Origin of the sequence: Pseudohalocynthiibacter sp. F2068 (genome assembly GCF_023015645.1) — a bacterium.
GTDB classification, from domain to species: domain Bacteria; phylum Pseudomonadota; class Alphaproteobacteria; order Rhodobacterales; family Rhodobacteraceae; genus Pseudohalocynthiibacter; species Pseudohalocynthiibacter aestuariivivens.
The window spans coordinates 317,035-342,179 of record NZ_JALKAK010000001.1; the positions used below are offsets into that span (position 1 = coordinate 317,035).

Here is a 25,145-nt window from a genome sequence, read left to right on the forward strand (position 1 = left end):
TCGCGTGCCGCAAACAGACAAGGTACGGACATGAAATTATCTGATCGGATTACTGGGTTGAACGCTGGCGGCTCTGACGGCTGGGGCGTGTTTTACAAGGCGCGTGAAATGAAGGCCGCGGGGGAGGCCGTTCTGGAACTGACGATTGGTGAACATGACATTCGCACGTCTGATGCGATTCTGGAGGCAATGTATAGATCCGCTTTAGGTGGCCATACCGGCTATGCGATGGTTCCGGGTGTGAACAGCCTGCGCGATGTGGTTGCCGAACGGATTGCCGAACGCACAGGTGTGCCGACCACCCGCAACAATATCATGATAACACCTGGTGGCCAGTCGGCGTTGTTTTCAACGCATTGTGCGGTATGTGACACCGGTGATACTGCGCTTTTCATTGCGCCTTATTATGCAACCTACCCCGGCACACTGCGCGCAGCGGGGGCTGTACCTGTCTGCGTTGATGCCCGGGCTGAAGATGCCTTTCAACCGCGTGCAGGCGAAATTGCTGCCGTCGCACCGGGTGCAAAATCGCTGCTGATTAATTCGCCAAACAACCCCACAGGGGTGGTCTATTCGCGCGCCACGCTTGAAGGTATCGCCAGCGTCTGCATGGACAATGACCTTTGGCTGATCTCGGACGAGGTTTACGACACACAGGTCTGGAAGGGCGAACACATCAGCCCACGAGCGCTACCCGGTATGGCAGAGCGCACGCTTGTTGTTGGGTCCATGTCCAAAAGCCATGCGATGACAGGCAGCCGTGTTGGCTGGATCGCCGGGCCGGAAGAGGTTATCGCCCGTCTGATCGATCTTGCGACCACGACGACCTACGGCGTTCCCGGGTTCATTCAAGACGCTGCCGAGTTCGCTTTGTTGCAGGGCCCGGATTTGGAAGAAGAGGTCGCCGCCCCCTTCCGCCGTCGTCGTGACATTGCCCGTGCCATTCTCGCAAAACAAAACACTGTCGGGCTTATTCCAGCCGATGGCGCGATGTACCTGATGCTTGATATTCGCGCGACCGGAAAGAGTGGCGAGGAATTCGCCGAAGGGTTGCTTGCCGAAGAACGGATCGCAACAATGCCGGGTGAAAGCTTTGGCACCGCCGCAGCCGGGCATCTGCGCGTTGCAATGACGATAGATGATGACGCCTTTGCCGATGCGCTGACTCGGCTCGTTTCTTATGCAGAAAGGATCACCCCATGAGCAAGGATATAGGTGCTACTTTTCGTGACCTGCATCGCCCTGGTGATCCGTTCATTCTGGCGAACGCCTGGGACATTGGCAGCGCAAAGATGCTTGTGGCACTTGGCGCTGAGGCAATAGCCACGTCGTCCGCTGCGCATGCCTTCACGCTTGGCAGACCCGATATGGGGAATGTGACGCGGGACGAAGCCCTGAGCCACGCAGCTGATCTGGTGGCAGCGGTGAACGTACCTGTCTCTGGCGATTTCGAAAATGGTTTTGGCGAGGCCCCAGATACAGTTGCAGAAACGGTGCGCCTTGCCGCCGAGGTTGGGCTTGCCGGGATTTCCGTTGAAGATTCCCACCTTCCTTCTGTTACCCCCTACAATTTCGATCTCGCTGTTGAGCGTATTCGCGCGGCGGCTGCTGCGGCCCGCGCCCTGCCAAAAGACTTTGTTCTGGTTGCCCGTGCAGATGGAATAATGAATGGTCAGTACGATATCGAAGAAGCGTTGCGGCGCCTGAAAGCGTTTGAAGGCGCAGGGGCTGACTGCCTATATGCACCTCTTCCGGCCACAATGGACGATATGAAACGCATCTGCGCGTCTACCTCATTGCCAATCAACGCACTTGCTGCAGGGCCTTACACGAAAGTATCGAAAGCAGAATTTGCTGCGGCTGGCGTTGCCCGTATCTCGCTTGGGTCCGCGCTTGCTCGCGTAACACACCGGGCAATCAAGGACGCAGCCGACGCCATGTTCGGGGATGGTGACTTTTCTTTGTTGTCTAACGGCATATCGGGTGGTGTCATCGATAAACTGCTGCGGTAGCATCTGGACGCAACTCAAACCTCGTTCTACGGAGGAATGCGGATGGACCACAAGGATCTGCGCAAATGGAGCGGTGAGGCCGCGAAATGGGCGGAAGAGTATCACGCCTCATTGCGTGAGCGTCCCGTACGTGCACAGACGACCCCCGGTGTTACAGCAGCCAAGCTGCCCGAAATCGCACCGGAAGCCGCCGAAGATATGGCTGCCATCTTTGAAGACTTTAAAGCCATCGTACCGGACGCCATGACCCATTGGCAGCACCCTCGGTTTTTTGCATATTTTCCGGGGAATGCATCACCCGCCTCGATGCTTGCAGAACAGTTGGCCAATGCGATTTCAGCGCAGGCGATGCTCTGGCAAACAGCCCCCGCTGCAAACGAAATCGAAGAGGTGATGATCCGCTGGCTACGCGATGCGCTTGGCCTGAGCAATCATTTCACAGGTACGATTCATGACTCGGCGACAACGGCGACACTGTCGGCAATTCTGACGATGCGCGAGCGTGCGCTTGACTGGAAAGGCATTGCAGAAGGGTTATCCGGACAACCACTCTTGCGGCTTTACGCCTCTGCTGAAACACATTCTTCGGTTGATAAAGCTGCGCGTCTGGCGGGTATCGGGCAGAACAACCTGGTGAAAATCGATACCGACTTTGAGAACGGCATGGACCCCGCAGCACTTGATTCAGCGATTACAGCTGATTCAGCCGCCGGATATCTGCCAGCAGGTGTTATTCTTTGTGTTGGCGGCACCTCCATCGGGGCAACCGACCCAATCAACGCCTGTCTGGATGTTGCGAAGGCTCGTAACCTCTATACCCATATCGATGCAGCCTGGGCAGGCTCTGCCATGATTTGCCCGGAATTTCGGGCATTGTGGACGGGTGTCGACAAGGCAGACAGTATTGTCTTCAATCCGCACAAATGGCTTGGTGTTCAGTTTGACTGTGCGGTGCAGTTTCTTGCGGACCCGACACCGCAAATAAACACGATGGGATTGCGACCGGAGTACCTGAAAACACAGGGTGCCGAGGACATCGTGAACTATAACGAATGGACCGTGCCACTTGGCCGGCGTTTCCGCGCACTTAAAATCTGGTTCACGTTGCGTGCCTATGGGCTGACGGGATTGCGCGAAAGGATACGCAACCATGTGTCTTGGGCAAATAAGGTTGCAGAGGTGATTTCCACCCTGCCCGATTTTACGATTGCCACAGCCCCAGCCTTGTCCTTGTTTACCTTTCAGTATGTTCCGGAAGGACAAAACCCGAACGAAGCAACTGCGAAACTTCTGGAAAGAATAAACAATGACGGGAGAATCTACCTGACACAAACCTTGCACGAAGGTAAATTTGTTATTCGGGTTCAGGTTGGCCAGTTCGACTGTACGCGGGATGATGTTATGATGATCCCCAAAGTTTTATCTGATCTTACCAGAGGTTCATGATGTTGCGTGTTCTTGTCTTTATTTTTTGCGTTTTTCCGACCCTGTTGTTCGCCCAAAATTACCCGGCGTACACGTCTGTTTATATCAACGATTACGCGAACATTATCGACGAAGATGCTGAAGCACGGCTGCTTGCCGAACTTGAAAACCTAAAAAAAGAGACAGGGGTGGGGGCAACTGTTCTGACCCTTGGAAGCTGGAAAACATTTGGCGGGCACGACACGATCGAAAGTTTTGCAACCGGGTTGTTCAATGAATGGGGCATCGGCAGCGCGGAACGCAATGACGGAATACTAATACTCGTTGCCCAGACAGACCGGGAAATGCGCGTCGAACTTGGTACCGGATATCTACGTGGCTACGATATTATTGCCGGTGATATCATTGATCAAAGGTTCCTGCCTGAATTTCGGTCGGACAATTACAGTCAAGGCATCGAAAACGGCACCTACGAGGTGATTGATCAGGTCGCGCGGCCCCACACTGCGGGACAAGAGCCGCCTGAACAGGCCGTTCGTTCTGATCGATGGCGTTTTCTAATTCCTTTTGTTGTTGTGGCTGGCATGTTGTTTCTGGCGTTCCGGCGCAAGCTTGGCGATTTCAGGATGCGCTTTAGACACTGCCCCAACTGTGGTCGCAGAGGCCTTTCCCGCGATCACGAGGTCATCTTGGCTGCATCAAGAACGGTCGGCGGACGAAGACGACAGACAACTTACTGTCGTTACTGCGACTACTCTGACAGCAAGGAATTTGCGACATCGCGCACCTCTAGAAGCGGCGGTGGCTCTTTCGGTGGCGGCAGTTCGTCGGGTGGCGGCGCATCTGGCAGATGGTAAGCCAAAAGCGACATGTTGACGTAAACAGGCAAGATTGTAACACTTCAACTTAATACCTTCCCCGGAAAAAGGGAGAGATCATGGGGCGGTTTGACTGGCTCATATCATTGATCGTAAGAACGATCGGGGCAGAACGGGGTCGCGCGGCACGCGGGCGCCCGGTGGCGATGTAACGTCACCTTTCCCCCTTTCCCCGATCAAAAGAGACAATCATGACTACAACTTCCCCTCGCCGTTCCGGCGGACGTGCCGCCCGCACCGCATTGCGTTCGGCTCCACTTGCAGAAAACCTTCGTCCTGTCCGCGCCGGTATGGAAGGCGGCAACTATGGCCCGCTTACACAGGCAGGCATAGAGCGCATTCACCAAGCGGCACTTGATGCGCTGGAAACCATAGGTCTAGCCGATGCACCCGAAAGCGGTATCGCAGTTATGACAGCAGCGGGTGCGATACTGGGCGATGATGGCCGACTGCGGTTCCCGCGCGCGTTGGTAGAGGACATGCTCGCCAAAACAAGTAAAGAAGTTGTTTTTCACGCGCGTGACCCAAAACACGACCTTCATCTATCAGGCAATCGTGTCCACTTTGGCACCGCCGGTGCCGCAGTTCACATGGTTGACGTCGAAGGGCGCAATTACCGTGAATGCACGGTGCAGGACTTGCATGATGCCGCCCGCATCTGCGACCGGTTGGACAACATACATTTTGTGCAGCGCCCAATGGTGTGCCGGGATATTCCCGACAACTACGAGATGGACCTGAACACAATTTACGCCGTGACCTCCGGCACCACAAAACATGTTGGCACGAGTTTCACCGAACCTGACTTTGTCGACGGTGGCCTAGAGATGCTGCACATGATCGCGGGCGGAGAAGACAAATGGCGTGCGCGTCCGTTTGTATCGAACTCGAACTGTTTTGTTGTGCCCCCAATGAAATTTGCCACCGAATCCTGCCAGGTCATGGAAAAACTGATCCGAGGTGGCATGCCCATCTTGCTGTTGTCCGCAGGTCAGGCCGGGGCCACGGCCCCTGCCCCGATTGCCGGTGCAATCACGCAGGCTGTTGCGGAATGCCTGGCGGGAATTATTTACGTCAACGCCATTTCACCCGGCCATCCCTGCGTCTTTGGCACATGGCCGTTTGTTTCGGACCTACGAACAGGTGCAATGTCGGGTGGTTCTGGCGAGCAGGCCTTGCTGACCGCTGGCTGTGCCCAGATGCACAAGTTTTATGGCCTACCCGGTGGTGCGGCGGCCGGAATCGCCGATGCCAAACTACCGGATATGCAGGCCGGTTGGGAACAGGCGATGTCTAACGTCATGGCGGGTCTTTCCGGGCTCAACATGGTTTACGAGGCCGCAGGAATGCATGCCTCGCTGCTGGGTTTCTGCCTTGAAAGCCTGATCCTCGGGGATGATCTGCTTGGGCAGGCCATGCGCTGCGTGCGCGGTATTGAAGTGACTGAAGACAGCGTCAGCCTTGAGGTTATGCGGTCTGTCTGCCTTGAAGGTCCCGGCCACTACCTTGGCCACAACCAGACACTTAGCCTGATGCAGACAGAATACATTTACCCTGAGCTTGCAGACCGCAGTTCGCCCAAGGAATGGGTGGAATTGGGCAAACCAGACTTGCTAAAGAAAGCGACGGCCCGAAAAGAAGAAATCCTGGCGGATCGGTCTGCGGCTCGTTTTGACCCTGAACTGGACGCGCAGATTCGGGCGAAGTTCAAGATTCATTTACCGTCGTAGAAATCAAATATCTCGGTTCCGAGGGTTACGAGGTCGTCTGTGTTACAGGCGGCCTCTTTCGTTTCAGCTATGTGCTGGTTGTGTTCACAAAATTCAGATCGACAGCGGTCTCAGGAATTTTCCGCAATCAATTTGCGACCTTTTTTGACGCAAATTTACATGCGCTTTTTATCTCGCAGGAACACTCTTCCTCAAAACTGGAATAAATACGAAAGTGTCCCTATGAAATCTCATACCAAAGTTTGCGTAATAGGCGGTGGTGTTGTCGGATGTTCGGTGCTCTATCACCTGACCAAGCTTGGCTGGTCCGATGTTATGTTGATTGAACGGTCCGAGCTTACCTCTGGTTCAACATGGCACGCAGCAGGTGGGTTTCATACGCTGAACGGCGACACAAATATGGCCGCGTTGCAAGGGTATACGATACGCCTTTACAAAGAACTTGAAGAACTGACTGGCATGTCTTGCGGATTGCACCATGTTGGCGGCGTTACGCTTGCCGATACGCAAGAACGCTTTGACATGTTGAAGGCAGAGCGGGCAAAGCATCGCTATATGGGTTTGCACACCGAAATTCTGGGACCGGAAGAAATTAAGAAAGTTGCGCCCATTACGAATATAGATGGCATCATCGGTGGCCTATATGACCCCCTTGATGGTCACCTTGACCCATCGGGTACGACCCATGCCTATGCCAAAGCCGCAAGAATGGCCGGGGCTGAAATTGTCCTGCACAACAAAGTTGAGGAAACGAACCAGCGACCAGACGGATCATGGGAAATCGTGACAGAAAAAGGCATGGTCATCGCTGAACATCTGGTCAATGCTGGCGGTCTTTGGGCCCGTGAAGTTGGTGCCATGGCAGGCGTCTATTTGCCACTGCACCCGATGGAACACCAGTATATCGTAACAGACGATATTCCCGAGATATATGAGCGGGGAAATGAACACCCGCATGTCATGGATCCGGGCGGTGAAAGCTACCTTCGTCAGGAAGGGCGTGGGCTGTGCATCGGCTTTTACGAAAAGTCCTGCGAACCCTGGGCGGTTGACGGAACACCTTGGGGGTTTGGGCACGAACTACTGCCAGACAACCTCGACAAGATCACTGAATCTGTTGAATTTGCGTATCAGCGTTTTCCTGTACTTGCCACGGCAGGCGTCAAATCCGTGATCCACGGACCATTTACTTTCGCACCAGACGGAAACCCGCTGGTCGGCCCTGTTCCGGGGCTGCGCAATTACTGGTCAGCCTGCGGTGTTATGGCCGGTTTCAGCCAAGGCGGCGGCGTCGGCCTGACGCTTGCGCAATGGATGATCGAAGGCGAACCCGAACGAGACGTTTTCGCAATGGACGTATCGCGCTTTGGAAAGTGGATCACCCCGGGCTATACGCTTCCGAAAGTGGTGGAAAATTATCAAAACCGTTTTTCCGTCAGCTATCCGAATGAGGAACTTCCCGCCGCGCGCCCCTGCCAGACCACACCCATGTATGATATCTGGGACAGTATGGGGGCAGTTTTTGGCCAGCAGTTTGGCCTCGAAGTGCCGAACTACTTTGCCGATGACGGTGAGGAAAGATACGAAACTCCAAGTTTTCGACGCTCAAACGCCTTTGACGCAACCGCGCGCGAGGTCAAAGCGGTGCGCGAAGCCGTTGGAATCAACGAAGTGCAGAACTTCGGAAAATTCATGGTCACCGGCGCAGACGCACGTGATTGGCTTGATCGTATCATGGCGGGCCGCATTCCAAAGCCAGGTCGCCTTAGCCTAACCCCGATGCTGTCGCCCAAAGGGCGCTTGATTGGTGATTTCACCATCTCGTGCCTGTCGGACACAGAATTCCAGCTTACCGCCTCTTACGGCTCACAAGCTTATCACGAACGCTGGTTCCGTAAGCACCTTGATGGCGAGGTATCACTGGCAAACATCTCAGACAGGCGTACAGGGTTTCAGATTGCCGGTCCAAATGCCCAAGCGGTGCTTGCTTCCGTTACAAGAAGCGATGTTTCAGCCGATACTTTTAAATTTCTCGATGTAAAGCGCATGGTTGTGGGTATGGCAGACTGCATCGTGCAGCGTGTCAGCTACACCGGTGATCTGGGGTATGAAATATACACAGACGCGATGAGCCAGCGGCATCTCTGGCATGTGCTTTGGGACGCCGGGCAGAAACACGGAATGCGCCCCTTTGGAATGCGGGCAATGATGTCTCTGAGGCTCGACAAGTTTTTTGGCTCGTGGCTGAGCGAGTTCTCACCTGACTACACAGCGGCGGAAACCGGTATGGAGCGTTTCATATCGTTCAAAAAGAACACAGATTTTATCGGACGGGCCGCAGCAGAAGCGGAAAAAGCGCAGGGTGCTGCGCGGACATTGGTTGCGTTTGAAGTTGATGCGCTTGACGCAGATGTCGTGGCTTATGAACCAATCTGGATCAATGGCTCTGTGGAAGGGTTCTGTACATCTGGTGGCTACTCACACTTCGCCCACAAATCCATTGCATTAGGCCTGATACCGACCGAAATGGCCAAAGAAGGTTTGGAGGTGGAAATCGAAATTCTGGGTGAAATGCGCCCTGCCCGGTTGATCACCACAGCTTTGTTTGACGCAGACGGTGCACGGATGCGCGGTTAGACCAAAACACCATCAGGGATATTGCCCTTAGGCGTCTCTGGTGGTTAGGTCGCACTATGACAAAAGTTGCCATTGTTATGCTGGCTGCGGGTGCGTCAAACCGGATGCGCGGGCGGGATAAACTATTAGAAAACATTCAAGGCACTCCGTTGCTTCGGCAGTCTGTCAAACGCGCTGCGGCAACAGGCTCTGAGGTTTATGTGACCCTGCCCTGTGATGCGCCAGAACGTTTGGCTGCTGTCGCGCGGCTGCCCGTGACTTTGGTTTTTGTCAAAGACGCCTCTGATGGCATGGCGCATTCTTTGAGTGCGGCAATCAAAGCTGTTCCTAAAGATTCAGATGGCGTGCTGATTTCGCTCGCCGATATGCCAGAACTTACCGAAAGCGATTTCACGCGTATTATCAAAGCGTTTTCAGAGGATTCAGATCAACGCATCCATCGTGCCTACACTGAAGGCGGAAAACCCGGACACCCGGTTCTTTTCCCACGCCGTCTATTCCCTGCCCTGTCTAACCTGACCGGCGACATCGGCGCACGCCAGATTTTGAATGATCCGTCTGAAGACATTGTTCACGTCACGTTAAGCGAAAATCATGCCATCACTGATCTTGATACTCCGGAAGATTGGGACAATTGGCGCACAGGCAAAAAAACTGGTCGCTAAATACAAAACGGAGAACGGCCACGCCGCTCCCCGTTCCTGTTAGAACAAAGGGCAATCCCTTTGCTAACGGCTGCATATTAGTATCTGAGGAGCTGTGCCTCGTGTTTTTTCAATACGCGACGCGCAGTATGGTAGTTTTTAATACCTTCGGACTCTTTCAAGTCAGGAAAGAGATCAAAAATTTCCTGCCGCTGCGCATTTCCAATCCCCTTGAGCGCGTAATCACCGGGCTGAAAGCTTTCCGTCCATGACCCGTTGGCAAGAACAACTTCATGCTGATCGAACATGAAATGGATATAGGTGGTCCCAAGGGTTTCCACCCTGTGGACGCGGCGGTTGTTGATAAGGTGCTTGGCTGAAGCGAGAACTTCGCGTTCATCAAAGTAAAGCGATGTTTTATCATTTGCTACAAGCATCCGGTGATTTGGACTGACGAGCATATCACGCTCTGGCAATCCGTGCCCAAGCGCACCTGCTTTGATCAGGATTGGCTTAAGATGTTCGTTGTTGCGAAGCGTTTTCCAATCCAGCGACTTCACGCCATACCAGCGAATTTCCTGAATGCCGTTGTCGCGGGTGATAATTCTGTCGCCAACTTTCAGCTCCTCAACCAGACATTCGCCTTTCGGCGTCGCGATCAAAGTACCAGGCGTGAAACAGGGGACGATATTTTCAATATTCCGGAACCTTAATGTTCCAGTCACATCACCGTCTTCATCCAGATAATCGACAAACCCATCTTCGAAATCTTGCGAGGTGTAGCGAATATTAAAAGGCCCGCCCCCGCGAAGATCTAGTGTATCAAAATCATCGCCGCCTTCGTTTCCGTCGATAACATCTCCGGGTCCTACTTTGGTAAAGGTGTCGCGACCATCGCCACCAAACAGGACATCGCGACCGCTTCCACCTTCGAAGGTATCATTACCTTCTCCACCAAACCCGACATTATTCCCTGAACCGGTCGAAATGAAATCATCGCCGTGGTCACCACGTAGTTCATCATTGCCGTCACCGCCGAACAACCGATCTTTTCCATCACCACCATTGAGATTATCGTTGCCGGCTTCCCCAAAGATTTCGTCGTCGCCTTCGCCACCATGAAGGTTATCATTACCGTTGCCGCCGTGGATTTCGTCGTTTCCCTCGGCAGCATAAACGGTGTCATTCCCATCGCCAGCTAAAACGATATCATCGTTTGGACCCTCGCCCGGCAGGATTGCGTCTCCGTGATCTATACGGTCACCGTCTGGATCGCCCAGATAATCAAAATCGATATGATCATTTCCATTTGTGCCTTCAACAATCCCGTCCGGCGCAACTGCAGGCACTGTTCCAAAATGAACGTCTGTCAACCAGATCGCCTGATCCGTTGTAGAACCATTGTCATAATCGATTTCGATCCGTGAAACAGGGCCGGCGATATCTATCAGGACAGATCCGTCTTCTTGGTTAGGATACTCGTGATCACCGTTCCCAGTGACGGTATTGCAATCTACGATTTGCGTGCCAGCAGCTGTGATAAGTACCGGAACCTCATTACCAGCGGTGTCATACGCACGAATCGTTACAATATCGATATGCGGGTCGCAGGCAGTGCCGACATCCAGATCATTGATCCGAAACGTGACGTCCTTCACATCGTCCGAAAAGCCGCTTCCATCGGCGGCAGAAAAATCAATTACCGTTGTGGATGTGTCGTCCTTACCGCCATCCCCTCCCGTGCCATAAAGCTTCAGGCCTGAGTTGGCGTCAAACGGCTCTCCGGCTTCAGTGTATTGGCTTGTTGAGGCGGTACGGATCTGGCTGCCACCGTTCTGATCATTGAACGCAACAGAAACGCTCATTCCACCAGTATCGACAGATGCGCCACCTGCAAGATCAGTCCAGTACGACCCGAACAAGCTCCAGTCCAACACCTGATTTACCATTTCAACTCTCCCAAACACCAAACTCACACACCCGGCCGAGTTGCTACAAAGTGGCGGCTTTTCCCTCTCGGCCACCTGCCCTTATCAACGACTGTTTCGTGTAGGTCTGTGCATCTGCCGGGTGTGACGATGCATGTTGCACCGAAGTTAACCCCTTATTTGCCCAAGCAGCCGTAACGCTGGCAAATTAACCAGCCGTCTCTCCGGCATTTACATCAGTTTCTCAATCGCAGCTCAGCGGCTGCCCCCGCAGCCTTCTTTTTTGCCCCCAGCCGGGCAGGTTCAAATTAGACCTATGACGGGGTCGGACATAGCAATATTGTCTAATTCATGGCAAATTGTGCCATATTTCAGCCATATTTTTTCGTTTGTTAGCGAAACAATTTGATAGTCCAAACTGCGAACAAAGCAGTATTGTTTCCTGTTTTAGAACAATAATTTGCTGAACCTTTTTCGTGTTAATTCGGGCAAACTCCATAAAATTAACAGAGTATTAACGAAAACACATGTGAAGCTGACTGTTTAAGAGGCGGTCAACAAGACTGTTGTCGTTTCCAAAATAGAAAAAGGGAAATTCCTATATTCGAACAACTTTGGCAAAATGATGTCAAAGACCAGGGGTTTCATTATTGTCTACGATATTGGTTAAATCCCCAGAATCTCTGGTGATATTGCAGTCAGAAGAAATTATTGATGCGGGCTGGCTCGAATCACGTTCCAGATGAATGTGGGATCAAATCAATGTCGCCGACAGACAACCATAAGGTCTGTCCCACAGACAATTTGAAATCAGACCTCTGGGGCGCATGCACCTGAATTTCAACGTCCGGAGCTTCGTCGCACATATGAAAAACAAGGTGTACGTCACCGTATCTGAGGATTTTTATTTTGGCCCGAAAAAGAGCTGTTCCCTGGCCCGGGTCATTCTTTGAAATCAGCAAGGACTGTGGGGCCAGCCTGAACTTTTGTGTTTCACCAATAACAGCCCCCCCACGACACGCAAATTGTTGGCCGGCAAACCGCAAAACTGGCTCTCCGGTTTTGGTGTCACCGCAAACTTTGGCATCAAACACCGGGCCGGCCTTTACATGTTCAAGAACCTTGCCGCCTGCCATCACGATTTCGCGGTCCGCTAGCGTATTTGTTTCATGTCGGTCGTGACTGACGTAGATCGCCGGGCAACCAGAGGCGCGCAGCGCACGTGCAATAAAGGGCAAAACACGGGCTTTCCGGGTCGCGTCAAGCCCTGACATGGGTTCATCCAGCAACATCAGATCGGGACGTGTCGCAAGCGCACGCGCCAGTGCGACGCGGCGCAGCTCGCCACCGGACAGAGCCGACACATTTCGTTTCATCAATGGGCCAAGCTCCAATGCCTCGATCAGGTCATCCGCAAGGCCTTTTGGTCGGTTTTGCCAGCGCAAACCATAGTTTACATTTTCAGCGACGTTCAGATGTGCGAAAAGCCGAGCGTCCTGAAAAACGAAGCCAATGTTCCGCTTATGTGTTGGAAGAATTCTACGGCCAGTTTGCCAGACGGTATCACCAATTTGGACACGTCCTTTTGCTTCGCGTTCCAACCCGGCCAAGGCGCGCAGAAGCGTTGTTTTTCCGCTGCCACTTGCTCCGCTCAGGGCCGTGATCCCCGCAAGTGGAACTTTCTCCGCAACCGAAAGTGAGAACGCAGGAAAATCTAGCGAAAGATCGATATCGAGCACGGGTGCGTTCATTTGCGTTCATCCTTGTTCAGAAAGAACACCAATACGAGCACCAGAAAGGAAACACCCAAAAGACCCGCCGACAAAACATGTGCGGCACCATAGTCCAATGTTTCAACCCTGTTGTATATCTCGATTGAAATTACCCGTGTCTTGCCCGGTATGTTTCCGCCAACCATCAGAACCACCCCAAATTCCCCAAGCGTATGGGCAAAACTGAGAACGGCAGCCGCCAGAAAACCGCGTCGCGAAAGCGGAACAACGACGCTATGAAAACTTTGCCATTGGCTGGCACCAAGGGTTGCGGCGGCTTCGATTGGCCCATGCCCGACACTGTGAAACGCAGTTCGGAGCGGTTGAACCGCGAAGGGCAAGGAGTAAAGCACAGAGGCAAGTAACAAACCGGTAAACGAAAATGCCAGTGTCTCACCCGTCACTTTTATCCAGAGCGCGCCAAGCGCTGTGTTGGGACTGAACAGAATTAAAAGATAAAAGCCAAGTACCGTGGGTGGCAGAACAAGAGGTAGCGCTGTGAGCGCCTCTACGAATGGCCGCGCCCTGCTTCTTGTTGTCACCAGCCACCATGCGATCGGAGTCGCAATCACAATCAGCAATACAGAAGTTAAACCTGCAAGTTGCAGTGTTAACCATATGGCAGGCCAGAGGCTCAATTCTTTACCTCATATCCCGCGTCATAAAGAATACCTTGTGACGCCCTACTATTCAGAAAATCAAAAAATACATTCGCTGCTGAACTGCTGGTCAAAAGAGCGGCATCTTGAGAGATCGGGGCGTGCAATCCATCAAGCAGTATCGTGTCAAAGTCTGGCGTTCCGAAGCCATAATGAAGCTGTGAGCGCGCAATCATTGCATATCTGACATTTCCGGTCGCGAAGAAACCTGCGGTCTGCGCAATGTTTTCCCCAAAAACCAAGTCCATTTCATCCTTTTCAAGCCCGAGGTTTTCGAGAACTTCAATAGCGGCTTTTCCATAAGGGGCCAAATCGGGATCGGCAATTGCAATTCTCTGATTGCGAATTTGGCTCGCTGTTTCCGCAGTTTCATGCACACTCAGTGTCCCTTCCGGCCCCACAAGGACCAGACGGCCAACTGCATAAGTTTGCACTTTTACTGCGCGTTGCGCATTCAACAATAAGGCAGGCCTTTCCTGATCCGCAGCCAGAAAAATATCGAAAGGCGCCCCATTCAGGATTTGTGCATAAAGTTTTCCGGTTGAGCCGTTAGACAACAAAACGTGATGTCCACTCGCCATTTCGAATTCTTTTGCGATTAATTCAGCGGTACTTTGAAAGTTCGAGGCAACAGCCACTCTCACAGTATCAGCGTTTCCAGATGCGCTCTGGCCCAGAAAAACAGCCATGGCCACAATGAACCTAAAAAAGTGCCGCATGTTATCCCCTTTTGAACCCGTACAGGTAAAACCTGCCCGAGGGGATATCGCAAGTGCAAGTTGCGTGGAGTCGTGATATGACATAACTTCGTGGTCTCAATCTAGTCCGAGCTATCGATCTGGAACCACAACAGAGACCACTGTCGAACATGACCAAAATAGCGGAAAGCAAACTTAACTTTAGGTAAGCAATTCTAAGAATCTTAACGTTTCATTAATCTTCTTAAACATAAGCCTGTTTGATTTACCGACTAAACATAAAACGACTTCGAATGAGGATGTAATGAAAACAACAACGATTGCTTTTTTGGTCGCAGCAACTGCCCTCGCCGGGTGCGCAAAAAAAAGCTCGGACATTAAGGCCGCTTATATTTCACCGTTACAATATCAAAACCATTCGTGCGGTCAGATTTTCACAGAAGCGCAACACGTATCCTTTCGCCTCGCGCAAGCAGCGGGAATACAAAATCAGACAGCAAATGACGACACCGGGAATATGGTCGGTGGAATTCTCTTTTGGCTGCCCTCGTTTCTTTTCATAAAGGGCAATTCCGAAGCAGCCGCCGAAGTCGCACGCTTGAAAGGCCACATGGAAGCGTTAGAGCAAGCAAACCACCAGAAACGCTGCAACATTCCCTTTAGAAAAGTTAGGGTGAGCGGAGATCCGCACGTGCCGGATACTTCGGAAGAATTTTAGAGCTACCTATAAAGACGTACAGCAATAAGAACGCCATACGGACTGGAAACAAAGGATGGGTCCACGCTCGTCCTTTTTCCAAATAGGCGTAGTGACGACTCTTTCGTTCAATTGATGTGGTGCCCGAGGCGAGACTCGAACTCGCACAATGTTACCATCGGGGGATTTTGAATCCCCTGCGTCTACCATTCCGCCACTCGGGCCACGGCGTGGGTTTACCGTCCTTGCCGATGTTCGTCTACAGGAAAATGCATGAAATTTACTTAGAACATCACTCCGACAAGCCAAAGCGAAATCCCCGGGAAAGAGACAAGAATAACCACCCGAACGAGATCGGATAATACAAAGGGCGCGACCCCCTGATAGGTTTTGGACATTGGAACATCACGGGCCACCTGATTAATGATAAACAGGTTCATCCCTACTGGTGGTGTAATCAATCCGACTTCGACGACAATGAGCGCAAGAATACCAAACCAGATGGCAGCCTCTTCGCTTGTAAGGCCAAAATCAAGCGCTTCGATAATCGGAAAAAAGATTGGGATCGTAAGCAGGATCATCGACAAGGAATCCATCACGCATCCGAAGATTAGATACGCAAGAAGCATGACGCAGAGAACCGTTACCGGGGCGAACCCCTGCTCTGATACCCAAAGGGCAAGGTCCTGAGGTGCCTGGGTGAACGCCAGGAAAGAATTGAACAGCTGCGCTCCAAAGACGATGAAAAATATCATCGCAGAAGCGGAGGCTGTGTTTAGAACTGAATCCAGGAATCCCCGCCATGTGAGCCCGCCTGTCGCCATGCCGTAGATGCCCGTTGCGACTGCCCCGACTGCGGCACCCTCCGTCGGGGTGAACAGGGCCTGCACGCCGTCTTGTGCCCAGTTCCAATCGGCTGCAATGCCCCCCATGACAAGGCCAAAAATTAAAACAACCGGCCAGATCTTGAAGAGCGTTTTAAAGCGATGCCCGTAGGGGACGCGATCAGCCTGCGTGGCGGAGTCTGGCCTTACGCGCACATAGATCGCGACTGTCAGGATGTATCCAAGGGCTGCCAAAACCCCCGGAATCAAAGCCGCAATGAACATCTTGACGATGTTTTGCTCTGTTAAAATGGCATAGATCACAAGGATCACCGAAGGGGGGATTAAAATACCAAGAGTGCCGCCCGCAGCTAACACACCTGTCGACAGCGCGTCTGAATACCCACGCTTACGCATTTCCGGCAAAGCGACCTGCCCCATGGTCGATGCTGTTGCAAGTGAGGAACCACAGACCGCGCCGAAACCAGCACATGCCCCCACCGCGGCCATTGCGACCCCGCCTTTTCTGTGACCAAGCCAGTCAGAGGCAGCATGAAACAACGCAGCAGACATTCCGGATTTTGTCGCAAACTGCCCCATCAACAAGAACAAGGGGACGATGGACAAGGAGTAACTTGAAAACGTATCATAGGTCAGTGTTTTCATCTGACTAAGCGTGGCACTCGGCCGACCAAGAACTATCCAGGTTCCGACAAAACCCGTTATGCCCATCGCAACACCAATTGGCACCCTCAGGAAAATCGCAAACAGCATCAGCGCAAAAGCGATCAGCGCGAGTTCAAGGCCCGTCATACCGACCCCTCTTGACCGTTCAGCGTCCAGTTCAGGCTACGCCACATCGTGTAAACGCATACGATCAGAAAGAAAATCGCACCAATCAGCGAGAGCCCATAAGGAATCCAGACTGGCAGTTCGAGTTCATAAGTTGTTTCAGGAAAAAACGGTTTGCTCCCCATTCCAAGAACTGTCCGGAACGTATCTGTTCCGTAAGGAAACTTTTCGCCAAACCCCAACCAAAAACGCCATAGGATAATTGCACTTACGAGCGTTAAAAGTGTATCACCCAGAAATCCGAGTGCGGCCTGAATACGTAATGGCAATCTGGCTATGAATATATCAACCGTCACGTGTCCGCGCTTGATCTGGCACCAAGGCAGGAATGAAAAAACGGCAATCGCGCAACCTGCTTCGACCAGTTCGAAATCACCCTTGATTGGCCCAAAACCAAATCCAGACAACTTGCGCCCGGTTATTGAGACAACGGTCAAAACGGCAATCGAGACAAGCGTGAGCCCGCCAAAATAGGCCAGCCACCGCGCGATCGCCTCTAGTTTTCGACCCGCTTTGTGCTGCATTTCCGGTGCGATTGCCATAGACCCCTCCCTCGCGGTCTGCCCATCGCCGCGGGAAATTTTTTTGAACTGAAACTTAGGCTATCGCCCTATCCCAAGTGCTTTCTCTTTACGCTTCAAGCCGTCGAGGAACCTTGATGAATGCGCAAAACCCAATCAATTCCAAAACGAAAACACCGCGTGCCCCTGCTACGAAACGTGTGCAGGGGCGACAAGACGTCAGTCGTAAGACGCAACAAACGCACGCGCGTTATCAACCATAGCAGTTCCGTCAAGACCAAGCGCGTTCATTTCGTCGATCCACTGTTGTGTGACCGTGTCACCGGTTGAACGCAGTTGGGCAACCGTGGCTTCATCCAAGGTATGAATGACATTGTCGGTTCCTTCGACAACGGCACGGCCCAGACCGTCACCCTTGTCCATGGCGGCTCCGGCCCATGCAGATGCGTCAATGCCAGAGTTGGTATCAATGATGGCCTTTAGGTCATCAGGCAAGTTGTTGTAGCTGTCGTTGTTCATCGCCCAAATGAAGTACGTGTTATAGAGCGACCGGTCACCGCCAACTTCGGTGTGGCTGTCTGCAAGCTCATGAACCTTCAGGGGTGGCACGATCTCCCACGGGATAACCCCGCCATCCACAATCCCCTTTGACAAAGCTTCGGGGAAAGCAGGCACAGGCATACCAACGGGTGTCGCCCCAAGAGATTCGAGCAGTTTATTTGCCTGCCGCGAAGGGCCGCGCAATTTCAGGCCGTCAAAATCTGCCACGGACATTACCGGATCACCCTGTTTATGGATCACTCCAGCGCCGTGCACGTGAACAGCAACAAGGTGTACGTCTGAAAAACGTTCATCCATGTACTGTTCAGTAAATTGCCATGCGGCGCGCGAAGAGTTTTCAGCCGACATAGATGTCATAAATGGCAATTCCATTGTCTCAGCTTCTGGAAAACGACCTGGTGTATAGGAAGGAATAGCCCAGCCACCATCAATGACACCATCACGGATCTGATCGTAAAGAGCAGGAGGTTTCCCGCCAAGCTGCATAGACGGATAAATTTCAATTTTGATGCGTCCGCCAGATTCTTCCATAACTTTTTCTGCCCAGGGAACCATGAAGTACGCAGGTACGGACGCGCGGTTTGGCAGAAAGTGTTGAAATCGAAGTGTCACTTCCTGTGCCAGGGCTGCACTGGCTGAAAGGCCCAATACCACCGCCCCCGCAAGAATTGATTTAAGCGTAACTTTCATTAAATTTTCCTCCCATTTTTTGCGGCTTTTGCCGGTCAATTCATGCAGAGATATCAAACCACTTCAAGTGCAATGATTTCCCTCTGTGCACGTTGCAACTATCAATCCAAACCTCTCATAGAAAAGCAACTCTTTACGCTGGCTAAAGGCTGCTTGCTCCAAAGGTATCACAAGCGGCCATCCTGCCGCTTTCATACCCCGTGATAAACCAGCGCTGTCTTTGCTCGGATGTGCCGTGAGTAAAGGTGTGTGGATTCGGTCGGCGCCCGGCGTTTCTTTGCAATGTGTCATCACCAATCTGCTTGGCCGCATTCATTGCTTCCTCGATGTCGCCGCGTTCGACACTGCCAAACTGCGCTTGTGCGTGACGCGCCCAAATACCTGAAAAGCAATCCGCCTGTAGTTCGATCCTGACGGAAATGGCGTTGCTTTGAGCTTCGGAAGACTGCTGCCGAGCCTGATTTGCTTGCCCAAGAATCCCAAGTTCGTTTTGAACATGGTGCGATATTTCATGAGCGACGACATAGGCCGCCGCAAAATCACCTGACGCGCCAAGCCTGCGCGACAGTGTCGTAAAAAACTCTGTATCCAGATAGGCCTTTTTATCTGCTGGGCAGTAGAACGGTCCGGACGCGCCACTTGCACCGCCACATGGGGACTGGGTTGCGCTTTTGAACAACACCAATGTTGCTGGCGTGTAGGCCTGCCCCACCTGTTCCTGAAAAAGCTCTGCCCAAACCTCTTCGGTATCGGCCAAGGTCACGGAGACAAATTCACCAGCCTGCCTGTCGGCGGCTGTCAGTTCAACCGTAGAACTTTGGCTACCACCGCCACCTAGACTAGGGTCGTTTAAAAGCGGGGTAACATCGACCCCCAGAAAGTACCCAATTACCAAAATCGCAACTAAACCGACACCGCCAATACCGCCAACGGCGCCCGGGCCCCTTCTGCGCCTGTCCTCGATGTTCTGACTGCGACGACGACCTTGCCATTTCATTGCACACGCTCCCTAACACTACCCATATCACCTGACATAGTATTACGCCCGGCGACGTAACCGACAACAGCTAAACGCTTGACGACAAGCTTTGGTCGTGCTCGATGGGTAAAAACAAGGCAGAGCAGATGATAAGGCGACTTTACAACTGGACAATCAGCCTCGCGCAGACGCCCTATGCGCTTTGGGCGCTTGCTGTTGTGTCCTTTGTTGAAAGCTCTGTTTTTCCAATACCGCCAGACGTTTTGATGATTCCGATGATAATCGCGCGCCCGTCGCGCGCCTGGGTTATCGCGGGTGTCGCGCTCGTGGCGTCGGTTCTGGGTGGCCTGTTTGGTTACTTTATCGGCGCCATTCTTTATGATGCCGTGGGTCTGCCAATTTTGGAATTCTACGGCAAGACCGAAGCTGCCGAAGCTTTCAAAGGCCGCTTCAACGAATGGGGTGCCTGGGCCGTGTTAATCGCCGGGATGACACCGTTTCCCTATAAGGTGATTACAATTTTGTCAGGCACGACAGGGCTTTCATTGCCGGTCTTCATTCTTTCGTCGATCATTGCACGCGGATTGCGATTCTTCATTGTAGCAGCCTTGCTATGGAAATTCGGCGCGCCAATTCGTACCTTTATCGAGAAACGGCTGGGCCTTCTCTTTGCGGTCTTTTTAGTCCTTCTTATTGGTGGCTTCTATCTGGTGAAATACTTATGACCCGAAACTTTCTAATTCTTCTTGCGGCAGGCGGATCGCTCGCGCTTTTGCTTGGCGCCTTTGGGTTTCAATACATCGGCGATATGGCGCCCTGCAAACTTTGCCTCTGGCAGCGTTACCCGCATGGGGCGGCAATTTTCCTTGGTATTCTGGCACTTGCGTTGGGCCAGCGGCTTTGGATTGCGCTTGGCGCAGTTGCCGCCGCGGCCACCGGCGCAATCGGTATCTACCATACAGGTGTTGAGCGTAAATGGTGGGAAGGCCCGGATTCTTGCACATCTTCCGGTGTCGATGGTGTATCTGCCGAAGATTTGATGCAACAAATCCTGAATGCACCATTTGTTCGCTGTGACGAGGTACCCTGGGAAATGTTTACACTGTCCATGGCCACCTGGAACGCGATTATCGCCTTTGGTTTAATGGCACTCTGGCTGCTTGCACTTCGTAAACCCTAGCGCACACCAGACGCACGTCGGGTTGCAAGCAACAAGTTTGTTTCACTGGTCGCTATTCCGTCTATGCGGCGGATTTCAGCAAGCACTTTGTCAAGTTGTTCAAGCGTTTCTGTGCCAAGCTCGGCGATCAAGTCCCATTTTCCGTTGGTGGAATGAACAGCCTCTACTGCGGGAATGCCGTTTAGCCGATGCACGATCCGGTCAGTGCCGCGCCCCTCGATCCCAAGCAGCATCAAACCGCGCACGGGGTACTGCTGCGTGTCTTCTTTCAGAACAATTGTGAAACCAAGGATAACACCCTGAGTTTGCAGCCGTTCCATCCTTGTTCGAACCGTCGTGCGCGATAGCCCAAGTTCGGCGGATAATTCAGAAAGTGATTTTCTGGAATCACGACGCAATTCAGCAATGAGTTTCTTGTCAGAATCGTCCATTTTGGCAGCTAAAGCCTTCGCTTTGTCTAATCGATAGACAGAATATTCAATTATCAGGGTTAAATCCACCACAAAATGGAGAATATATGATCTGAGCTTTCAGTACTTTGGCAGGATTCCTTCAAATGACACCAAGAAATTGCATTTTGATCGGCGCACCGGTTGATAGCGGAAAACGCCGTCGCGGTTGTCAGATGGGGCCAGATGCGTACCGCACTGCGGGGCTTTCGGAAACGTTGAAAGAGCTTGGGCATAACATTCGTGAACTGGGAAATATCCAGCACGCACCACTTCGCGAAGCAAGTTGTGAGAACGAAATGGTTTACGCCTTAAGTGAAACTATTGGATGGACAGAAAGCCTTGCTGAAAGTGCCGCCAAGGCTTGTGGCGAAGGGTTTCCGATCTTTTTGGGCGGGGATCATTCCCTGTCGCTGGGTTCCGTTGCAGGTGCTGCGGCATATGCTGCAAGCGTTGATCGCCCGCTGTTTGTCTTATGGCTCGATGCGCACACTGATTATCATACCCCGCTAACCACGGGTTCCGGTCATTTGCATGGAACCCCGCTGGGATATGTGACCGGGCGCGAAGGCTTTGAAGCATTCCCGCCCCTGCCCGCTGTGGTTCCAACAGAAAATGTTTGCCTTCTGGGTCTGCGCTCTGTGGATGCCGCTGAATCTGCTGCCCTTCAGACCAGTGAAATGCAGGCCCATGACATGCGCGACATTGACGAAAACGGCATTGCGCGCCCGCTGAAAGCATTTCTTGATCGCGTTGAAAATGCGAACGGATTGCTTCATGTCTCGCTTGACGTTGATTTTCTTGATCCGTCCATTGCCCCTGCGGTTGGAACAACCGTACCCGGTGGCGCCACTTATCGCGAAGCTCATCTTGTGATGGAACTGCTTCATGACAGTGAACGCGTAACCTCGCTTGATCTGGTAGAGTTGAACCCGTTTCTTGATGAACGCGGCCGTACAGCGAACCTTATGGTCGAGCTTACAGCCTCACTTTTGGGTCGTCGCGTCTTTGACAGACCTACACGGAGCTATTGATGTCACTGCAGGCCCCTTCTTCTGTTGTGATGATCCGGCCCCATGCGTTTCAGTCAAACCCGGAAACCCGCAGCGATAACGCGTTTCAAACCGCAACAAATCACTCTGCTGAAAAAGTTTCCGAGATGGCGCGTGCAGAGTTTGACGAAGCGGTTTCAAGGCTACTGGAATGCGGTGTATGCGTGCATGACTTTGATGATCACGGCGACGCGAACACGCCCGATTCCGTGTTCCCAAACAACTGGTTCTCAACCCATACGGGGGGCCACATCGCTGTTTACCCGATGTTTGCAGAGAACCGTCGCAGGGAAAGACGCTGGGATGTCATCGACCTTCTAAAGCGCGACTATCGTGTACAGGACGTGATAGATTATTCCGGACTTGAACAAGATGGGCTGGCCCTTGAAGGAACGGGTGCCATGGTGCTTGATCACATTGGTCGTGTCGCCTATGTCGCAAAATCGAACCGCGCAGATCCTGTTTTGCTTGAACGGTTTTGTACCCATTTTAACTTTGAACCAATCGCATTTGATGCGACTGACGCGTCTGGGTGTGCGGTGTACCACACCAACGTCTTGATGGGGATCGCAACCGATTTTGCGATGGTTGGGCTTGAAATGATCACATCTGAAGAGCGTCGGCACACTGTCGAGAGCCGCCTGCGCGAAACTGACCGCGAAGTGATTGCGCTAAGCACAAGGCAAATATCTGAGTTTGCAGGCAACGCTATAGAACTGACAGGAAATGCAGGTCGCGTTCTTGCTTTGTCAGAACGCGCACTCAAGGCACTGCATGAAGATCAGCTTGCCGTGATTGAACGCTCTGCCAGTCTTCTTCCGCTTTGCATTCCAACCATTGAAACCGCCGGGGGATCTGTACGCTGCATGATCGCTGGCGTTCACCTTGCACGCCGCACCTTTGAAGCCAAAGCTGCCTAAAATACGGATAAACCAATGACCGCTCCAAAACCCTCCAGTCTTGCCTTTGTTCCTTTCGTCAGCGTTGCGAATATGATGGAAATCGTGCATCGAATAGGCCTCGAAAATATGCTTCGTGATCTGGCAGAATACATAGAAGATGATTTTCGCCGGTGGGAACTTTTTGACAAAACCCCTCGCGTCGCCTCGCATTCCGCTGAAGGCGTAATTGAGCTGATGCCAACGTCTGACGGCGAAGTTTATGGGTTCAAATACGTAAACGGTCACCCGAAAAATATGAAAGAGGGCCTGCAAACGGTGACTGCATTTGGATTGCTGGCAGACGTCGGAACGGGCTATCCGGTGCTGCTTTCTGAAATGACTGTCTTGACGGCCCTTCGCACCGCCGCAACATCCGCAATGGTCGCTAAGCATCTGGCACCAAAGGGATCAAAGACAATGGCGATGATCGGAAATGGCGCGCAGTCAGAATTTCAGGCGCTGGCGTTCAAGGCGATTTGCGGCATCTCGTCTGTTCGCCTGTATGACATTGACCCCGCAGCGACAAAAAAAGCGATGCAAAACCTGGAAGGCTGGGGTTTGTCGGTTACGGCCTGCCGCACGCCAGAAGACGCGATCGAAGGTGCCGCAATCATCACGACCTGCACTGCAGACAAACAATATGCTACAATTCTGACTGACAACATGGTTGGTGCGGGTGTCCATATCAACGCAATCGGTGGGGATTGCCCCGGCAAGACAGAACTGCATAAAGATATCCTGTTACGCTCTGATATCTTTGTGGAATTTCCACCACAAACTCGCATCGAAGGTGAAATCCAGCAATTGGATGAGGATTATCCGGTCACGGAAATGTGGCAGGTCATCAATGGTGAAGTTCAGGGGCGTCGCGACAACAGGCAAATTACCCTGTTTGACGGTGTTGGTTTTGCGATCGAAGATTTTTCTGCGCTTCGCTACATTCGGTCCAAACTGGAAGAAACCGGTCTTTATCAAAAACTGGATATGGTCGCTGATCCGGATGATCCGCGTGATCTGTTTGGCATGGTGCAGCGCGCAAAGTCGTAGAAGCGGCTTGATACCGGTCATCTGACACCCTACGAGCGATATGTATTGCCGCTGTAAACAAAGGCAGTCGTTGCCTCTAAGGTGCAGAACTAAATGACCGACCAGACCAAAGGGCTGCTGATTACATGCTTGGGCGTGCTGTTTGTGGTGCCTGACGCACTATTTGTACGGCTGATCGATGCAGAACCCTTGGTCATTGCCTTCTGGCGTGGAATGATTTCCGGGTGCGTAATTCTGCTTGGTGTTCTGTTCTTTCAAGGAATACAGCCAATCAAGGCATTGCTTGGCACTGGCCGCTACGGTCTGATCTATATCCTGGCGCTAGGTTGTAGCGGGACGATGTTCGTGCTTGCTATCAGTATGACGAGCATTGCAAACGTTGTGTTCATCATCGCGTCCTTGCCTGTATTTGCAGCGATTTATAGCCGCGTCTTCCTTGGAGAGCCAATCAGGCAGCGCATGATTGTGACCATGGCAGCCGTCGCGGTTGGACTTGCAATCATCGGCTATGGCTCGGGCGAAACCGAAGGGGCCCACTGGAGCGGTGACTTAATGGCTCTTGGGGTATCTGCAGTGTTCGCAGCGGGTCTGACTGCCGCGAGGCGTGTGAAACAGGTATCAATGGTTCCAGCCGTGCCTCTGGCCTATATCGGGGCTTCGTTAATCTTGTTGCTGATTGTTAACCCGTTGTCCGTACCTGATGCGCAATGGGGGCTGGTCGCGTTTCATGGCTGTTTTATTGTCGTCAGCGCCAGCCTTCTCGCGCTTGGCCCGCGTTACATCACCTCGGCAGAGGTTGGGTTACTGATCCTGCTGGAATCCGTTCTGGCACCCCTGCTGGCCTGGGCCATACTGGGTGAAAATCCGGGAATCTGGGCGCTTTCAGGCGGTGCGGTTGTTATCGCGGCGCTTGCAATTTCGAACACAGTCGTTCTGCTGCGTCAGCGGTAAGAAGACGTGGATCATACT

At 52.5% G+C, this 25,145-nt stretch carries 23 protein-coding genes and 1 tRNA gene; 14 read left to right on the forward strand and 10 right to left on the reverse strand.

The annotated features are described in order from the left end of the window. The first annotated feature begins 30 nt into the window (after positions 1-30). The 7 genes from MWU63_RS01585 (at position 31) to MWU63_RS01615 (ending at position 9,347) form a co-directional block, all read left to right on the forward strand. Positions 31-1,203, forward strand: coding sequence for an aminotransferase class I/II-fold pyridoxal phosphate-dependent enzyme (locus MWU63_RS01585; RefSeq protein ID WP_247076762.1), 1,173 nt, complete (start codon positions 31-33; stop codon positions 1,201-1,203). Next, complete coding sequence (locus tag MWU63_RS01590) at positions 1,200-2,012, forward strand: isocitrate lyase/phosphoenolpyruvate mutase family protein (RefSeq protein ID WP_213887909.1); 813 nt, start codon at positions 1,200-1,202, stop codon at positions 2,010-2,012. The genes MWU63_RS01585 and MWU63_RS01590 overlap by 4 nt, the downstream gene beginning before the upstream one ends. 42 nt (positions 2,013-2,054) lie before the next feature. After that, positions 2,055-3,458, forward strand: a complete 1,404-nt coding sequence (locus MWU63_RS01595; protein WP_247076764.1) for a pyridoxal-dependent decarboxylase — start codon at positions 2,055-2,057, stop codon at positions 3,456-3,458. Further along, entirely contained in the window at positions 3,455-4,294 is an 840-nt protein-coding gene (locus MWU63_RS01600) for a TPM domain-containing protein (protein ID WP_247076766.1), read from the forward strand. The genes MWU63_RS01595 and MWU63_RS01600 overlap by 4 nt, the downstream gene beginning before the upstream one ends. 212 nt (positions 4,295-4,506) lie before the next feature. Beyond that, positions 4,507-6,045, forward strand: a complete 1,539-nt coding sequence (locus MWU63_RS01605; protein WP_213887906.1) for a trimethylamine methyltransferase family protein — start codon at positions 4,507-4,509, stop codon at positions 6,043-6,045. A gap of 222 nt (positions 6,046-6,267) precedes the next feature. Beyond that, a complete protein-coding gene (locus tag MWU63_RS01610; RefSeq protein WP_247076768.1) occupies positions 6,268-8,682 on the forward strand; it encodes an FAD-dependent oxidoreductase in 2,415 nt (804 codons plus the stop codon). Positions 8,683-8,738: 56 nt separating this feature from the next. Next, the gene (locus MWU63_RS01615; RefSeq protein ID WP_213887904.1) at positions 8,739-9,347 is read left to right on the forward strand and encodes a nucleotidyltransferase family protein; all 609 of its coding nucleotides are present in this window, start codon (positions 8,739-8,741) and stop codon (positions 9,345-9,347) included. Positions 9,348-9,424: 77 nt separating this feature from the next. Here the strand turns inward: MWU63_RS01615 and MWU63_RS01620 are convergent, their stop codons facing one another. The 4 genes from MWU63_RS01620 to modA all read right to left on the reverse strand — a co-directional run bounded on the left by MWU63_RS01620 (position 9,425) and on the right by modA (position 14,404). Then, positions 9,425-11,275, reverse strand: a complete 1,851-nt coding sequence (locus MWU63_RS01620) for a Hint domain-containing protein (RefSeq protein ID WP_246531612.1) — start codon at positions 11,273-11,275, stop codon at positions 9,425-9,427. Positions 11,276-11,985: 710 nt separating this feature from the next. Then, positions 11,986-13,005 carry an ATP-binding cassette domain-containing protein gene (locus MWU63_RS01625; protein ID WP_213887903.1) on the reverse strand — a complete coding sequence of 340 codons (1,020 nt, stop codon included), beginning with the start codon at positions 13,003-13,005 and terminating at the stop codon, positions 11,986-11,988. After that, complete coding sequence (gene modB, locus MWU63_RS01630; RefSeq protein ID WP_343229446.1) at positions 13,002-13,598, reverse strand: molybdate ABC transporter permease subunit; 597 nt, start codon at positions 13,596-13,598, stop codon at positions 13,002-13,004. Before modB ends, MWU63_RS01625 begins: the two co-directional genes overlap by 4 nt. A 62-nt stretch (positions 13,599-13,660) precedes the next feature. Beyond that, positions 13,661-14,404 carry a molybdate ABC transporter substrate-binding protein gene (gene modA, locus MWU63_RS01635; protein WP_213887901.1) on the reverse strand — a complete coding sequence of 248 codons (744 nt, stop codon included), beginning with the start codon at positions 14,402-14,404 and terminating at the stop codon, positions 13,661-13,663. A gap of 283 nt (positions 14,405-14,687) precedes the next feature. Here modA and MWU63_RS01640 point away from each other — a divergent pair, with 283 nt between their 5' ends. Then, positions 14,688-15,101 (forward strand): hypothetical protein, encoded by a 414-nt coding sequence (locus MWU63_RS01640; protein ID WP_247076770.1) that lies wholly within the window; start codon positions 14,688-14,690, stop codon positions 15,099-15,101. A 117-nt stretch (positions 15,102-15,218) separates the two neighbouring features. Here the strand turns inward: MWU63_RS01640 and MWU63_RS01645 are convergent. From MWU63_RS01645 to MWU63_RS01665, 5 genes are all read right to left on the reverse strand, one after another. Then, positions 15,219-15,304 (reverse strand) — tRNA-Leu (locus MWU63_RS01645). A 60-nt stretch (positions 15,305-15,364) separates the two neighbouring features. Further along, a complete protein-coding gene (locus tag MWU63_RS01650; RefSeq protein WP_247076772.1) occupies positions 15,365-16,717 on the reverse strand; it encodes a TRAP transporter large permease in 1,353 nt (450 codons plus the stop codon). Beyond that, positions 16,714-17,298 carry a TRAP transporter small permease gene (locus MWU63_RS01655; protein ID WP_213887898.1) on the reverse strand — a complete coding sequence of 195 codons (585 nt, stop codon included), beginning with the start codon at positions 17,296-17,298 and terminating at the stop codon, positions 16,714-16,716. Before MWU63_RS01655 ends, MWU63_RS01650 begins: the two co-directional genes overlap by 4 nt. A gap of 198 nt (positions 17,299-17,496) precedes the next feature. Beyond that, a complete protein-coding gene (locus tag MWU63_RS01660) occupies positions 17,497-18,528 on the reverse strand; it encodes a TRAP transporter substrate-binding protein (protein WP_213887897.1) in 1,032 nt (343 codons plus the stop codon). A gap of 142 nt (positions 18,529-18,670) precedes the next feature. Next, positions 18,671-19,525, reverse strand: coding sequence for a neutral zinc metallopeptidase (locus tag MWU63_RS01665; RefSeq protein WP_213887896.1), 855 nt, complete (start codon positions 19,523-19,525; stop codon positions 18,671-18,673). Between the two features lie 128 nt (positions 19,526-19,653). On the opposite strand from MWU63_RS01665, the gene MWU63_RS01670 reads away from it, so the two are divergent. Continuing rightward, complete coding sequence (locus tag MWU63_RS01670) at positions 19,654-20,232, forward strand: YqaA family protein (protein WP_247076843.1); 579 nt, start codon at positions 19,654-19,656, stop codon at positions 20,230-20,232. Continuing rightward, positions 20,229-20,687, forward strand: a complete 459-nt coding sequence (locus MWU63_RS01675) for a disulfide bond formation protein B (protein ID WP_213887895.1) — start codon at positions 20,229-20,231, stop codon at positions 20,685-20,687. Before MWU63_RS01670 ends, MWU63_RS01675 begins: the two co-directional genes overlap by 4 nt. Here the strand turns inward: MWU63_RS01675 and MWU63_RS01680 are convergent. Next, complete coding sequence (locus MWU63_RS01680; protein WP_213887894.1) at positions 20,684-21,118, reverse strand: Lrp/AsnC family transcriptional regulator; 435 nt, start codon at positions 21,116-21,118, stop codon at positions 20,684-20,686. The two genes, MWU63_RS01675 and MWU63_RS01680, sit on opposite strands and share 4 nt — an antisense overlap. A 125-nt stretch (positions 21,119-21,243) precedes the next feature. Between MWU63_RS01680 and rocF the strand changes: the two genes are divergently transcribed. From rocF to MWU63_RS01700, 4 genes are all read left to right on the forward strand, one after another. Beyond that, positions 21,244-22,170, forward strand: a complete 927-nt coding sequence (gene rocF, locus MWU63_RS01685) for an arginase (protein ID WP_213887893.1) — start codon at positions 21,244-21,246, stop codon at positions 22,168-22,170. Further along, a complete protein-coding gene (locus MWU63_RS01690) occupies positions 22,167-23,108 on the forward strand; it encodes an arginine deiminase-related protein (protein WP_213887892.1) in 942 nt (313 codons plus the stop codon). The genes rocF and MWU63_RS01690 overlap by 4 nt, the downstream gene beginning before the upstream one ends. Before the next feature lie 15 nt (positions 23,109-23,123). After that, a complete protein-coding gene (locus MWU63_RS01695) occupies positions 23,124-24,176 on the forward strand; it encodes an ornithine cyclodeaminase (protein ID WP_213887891.1) in 1,053 nt (350 codons plus the stop codon). Positions 24,177-24,269: 93 nt separating this feature from the next. Continuing rightward, a complete protein-coding gene (locus MWU63_RS01700) occupies positions 24,270-25,127 on the forward strand; it encodes a DMT family transporter (protein WP_213887890.1) in 858 nt (285 codons plus the stop codon). The last annotated feature ends 18 nt before the right edge of the window (positions 25,128-25,145 follow it).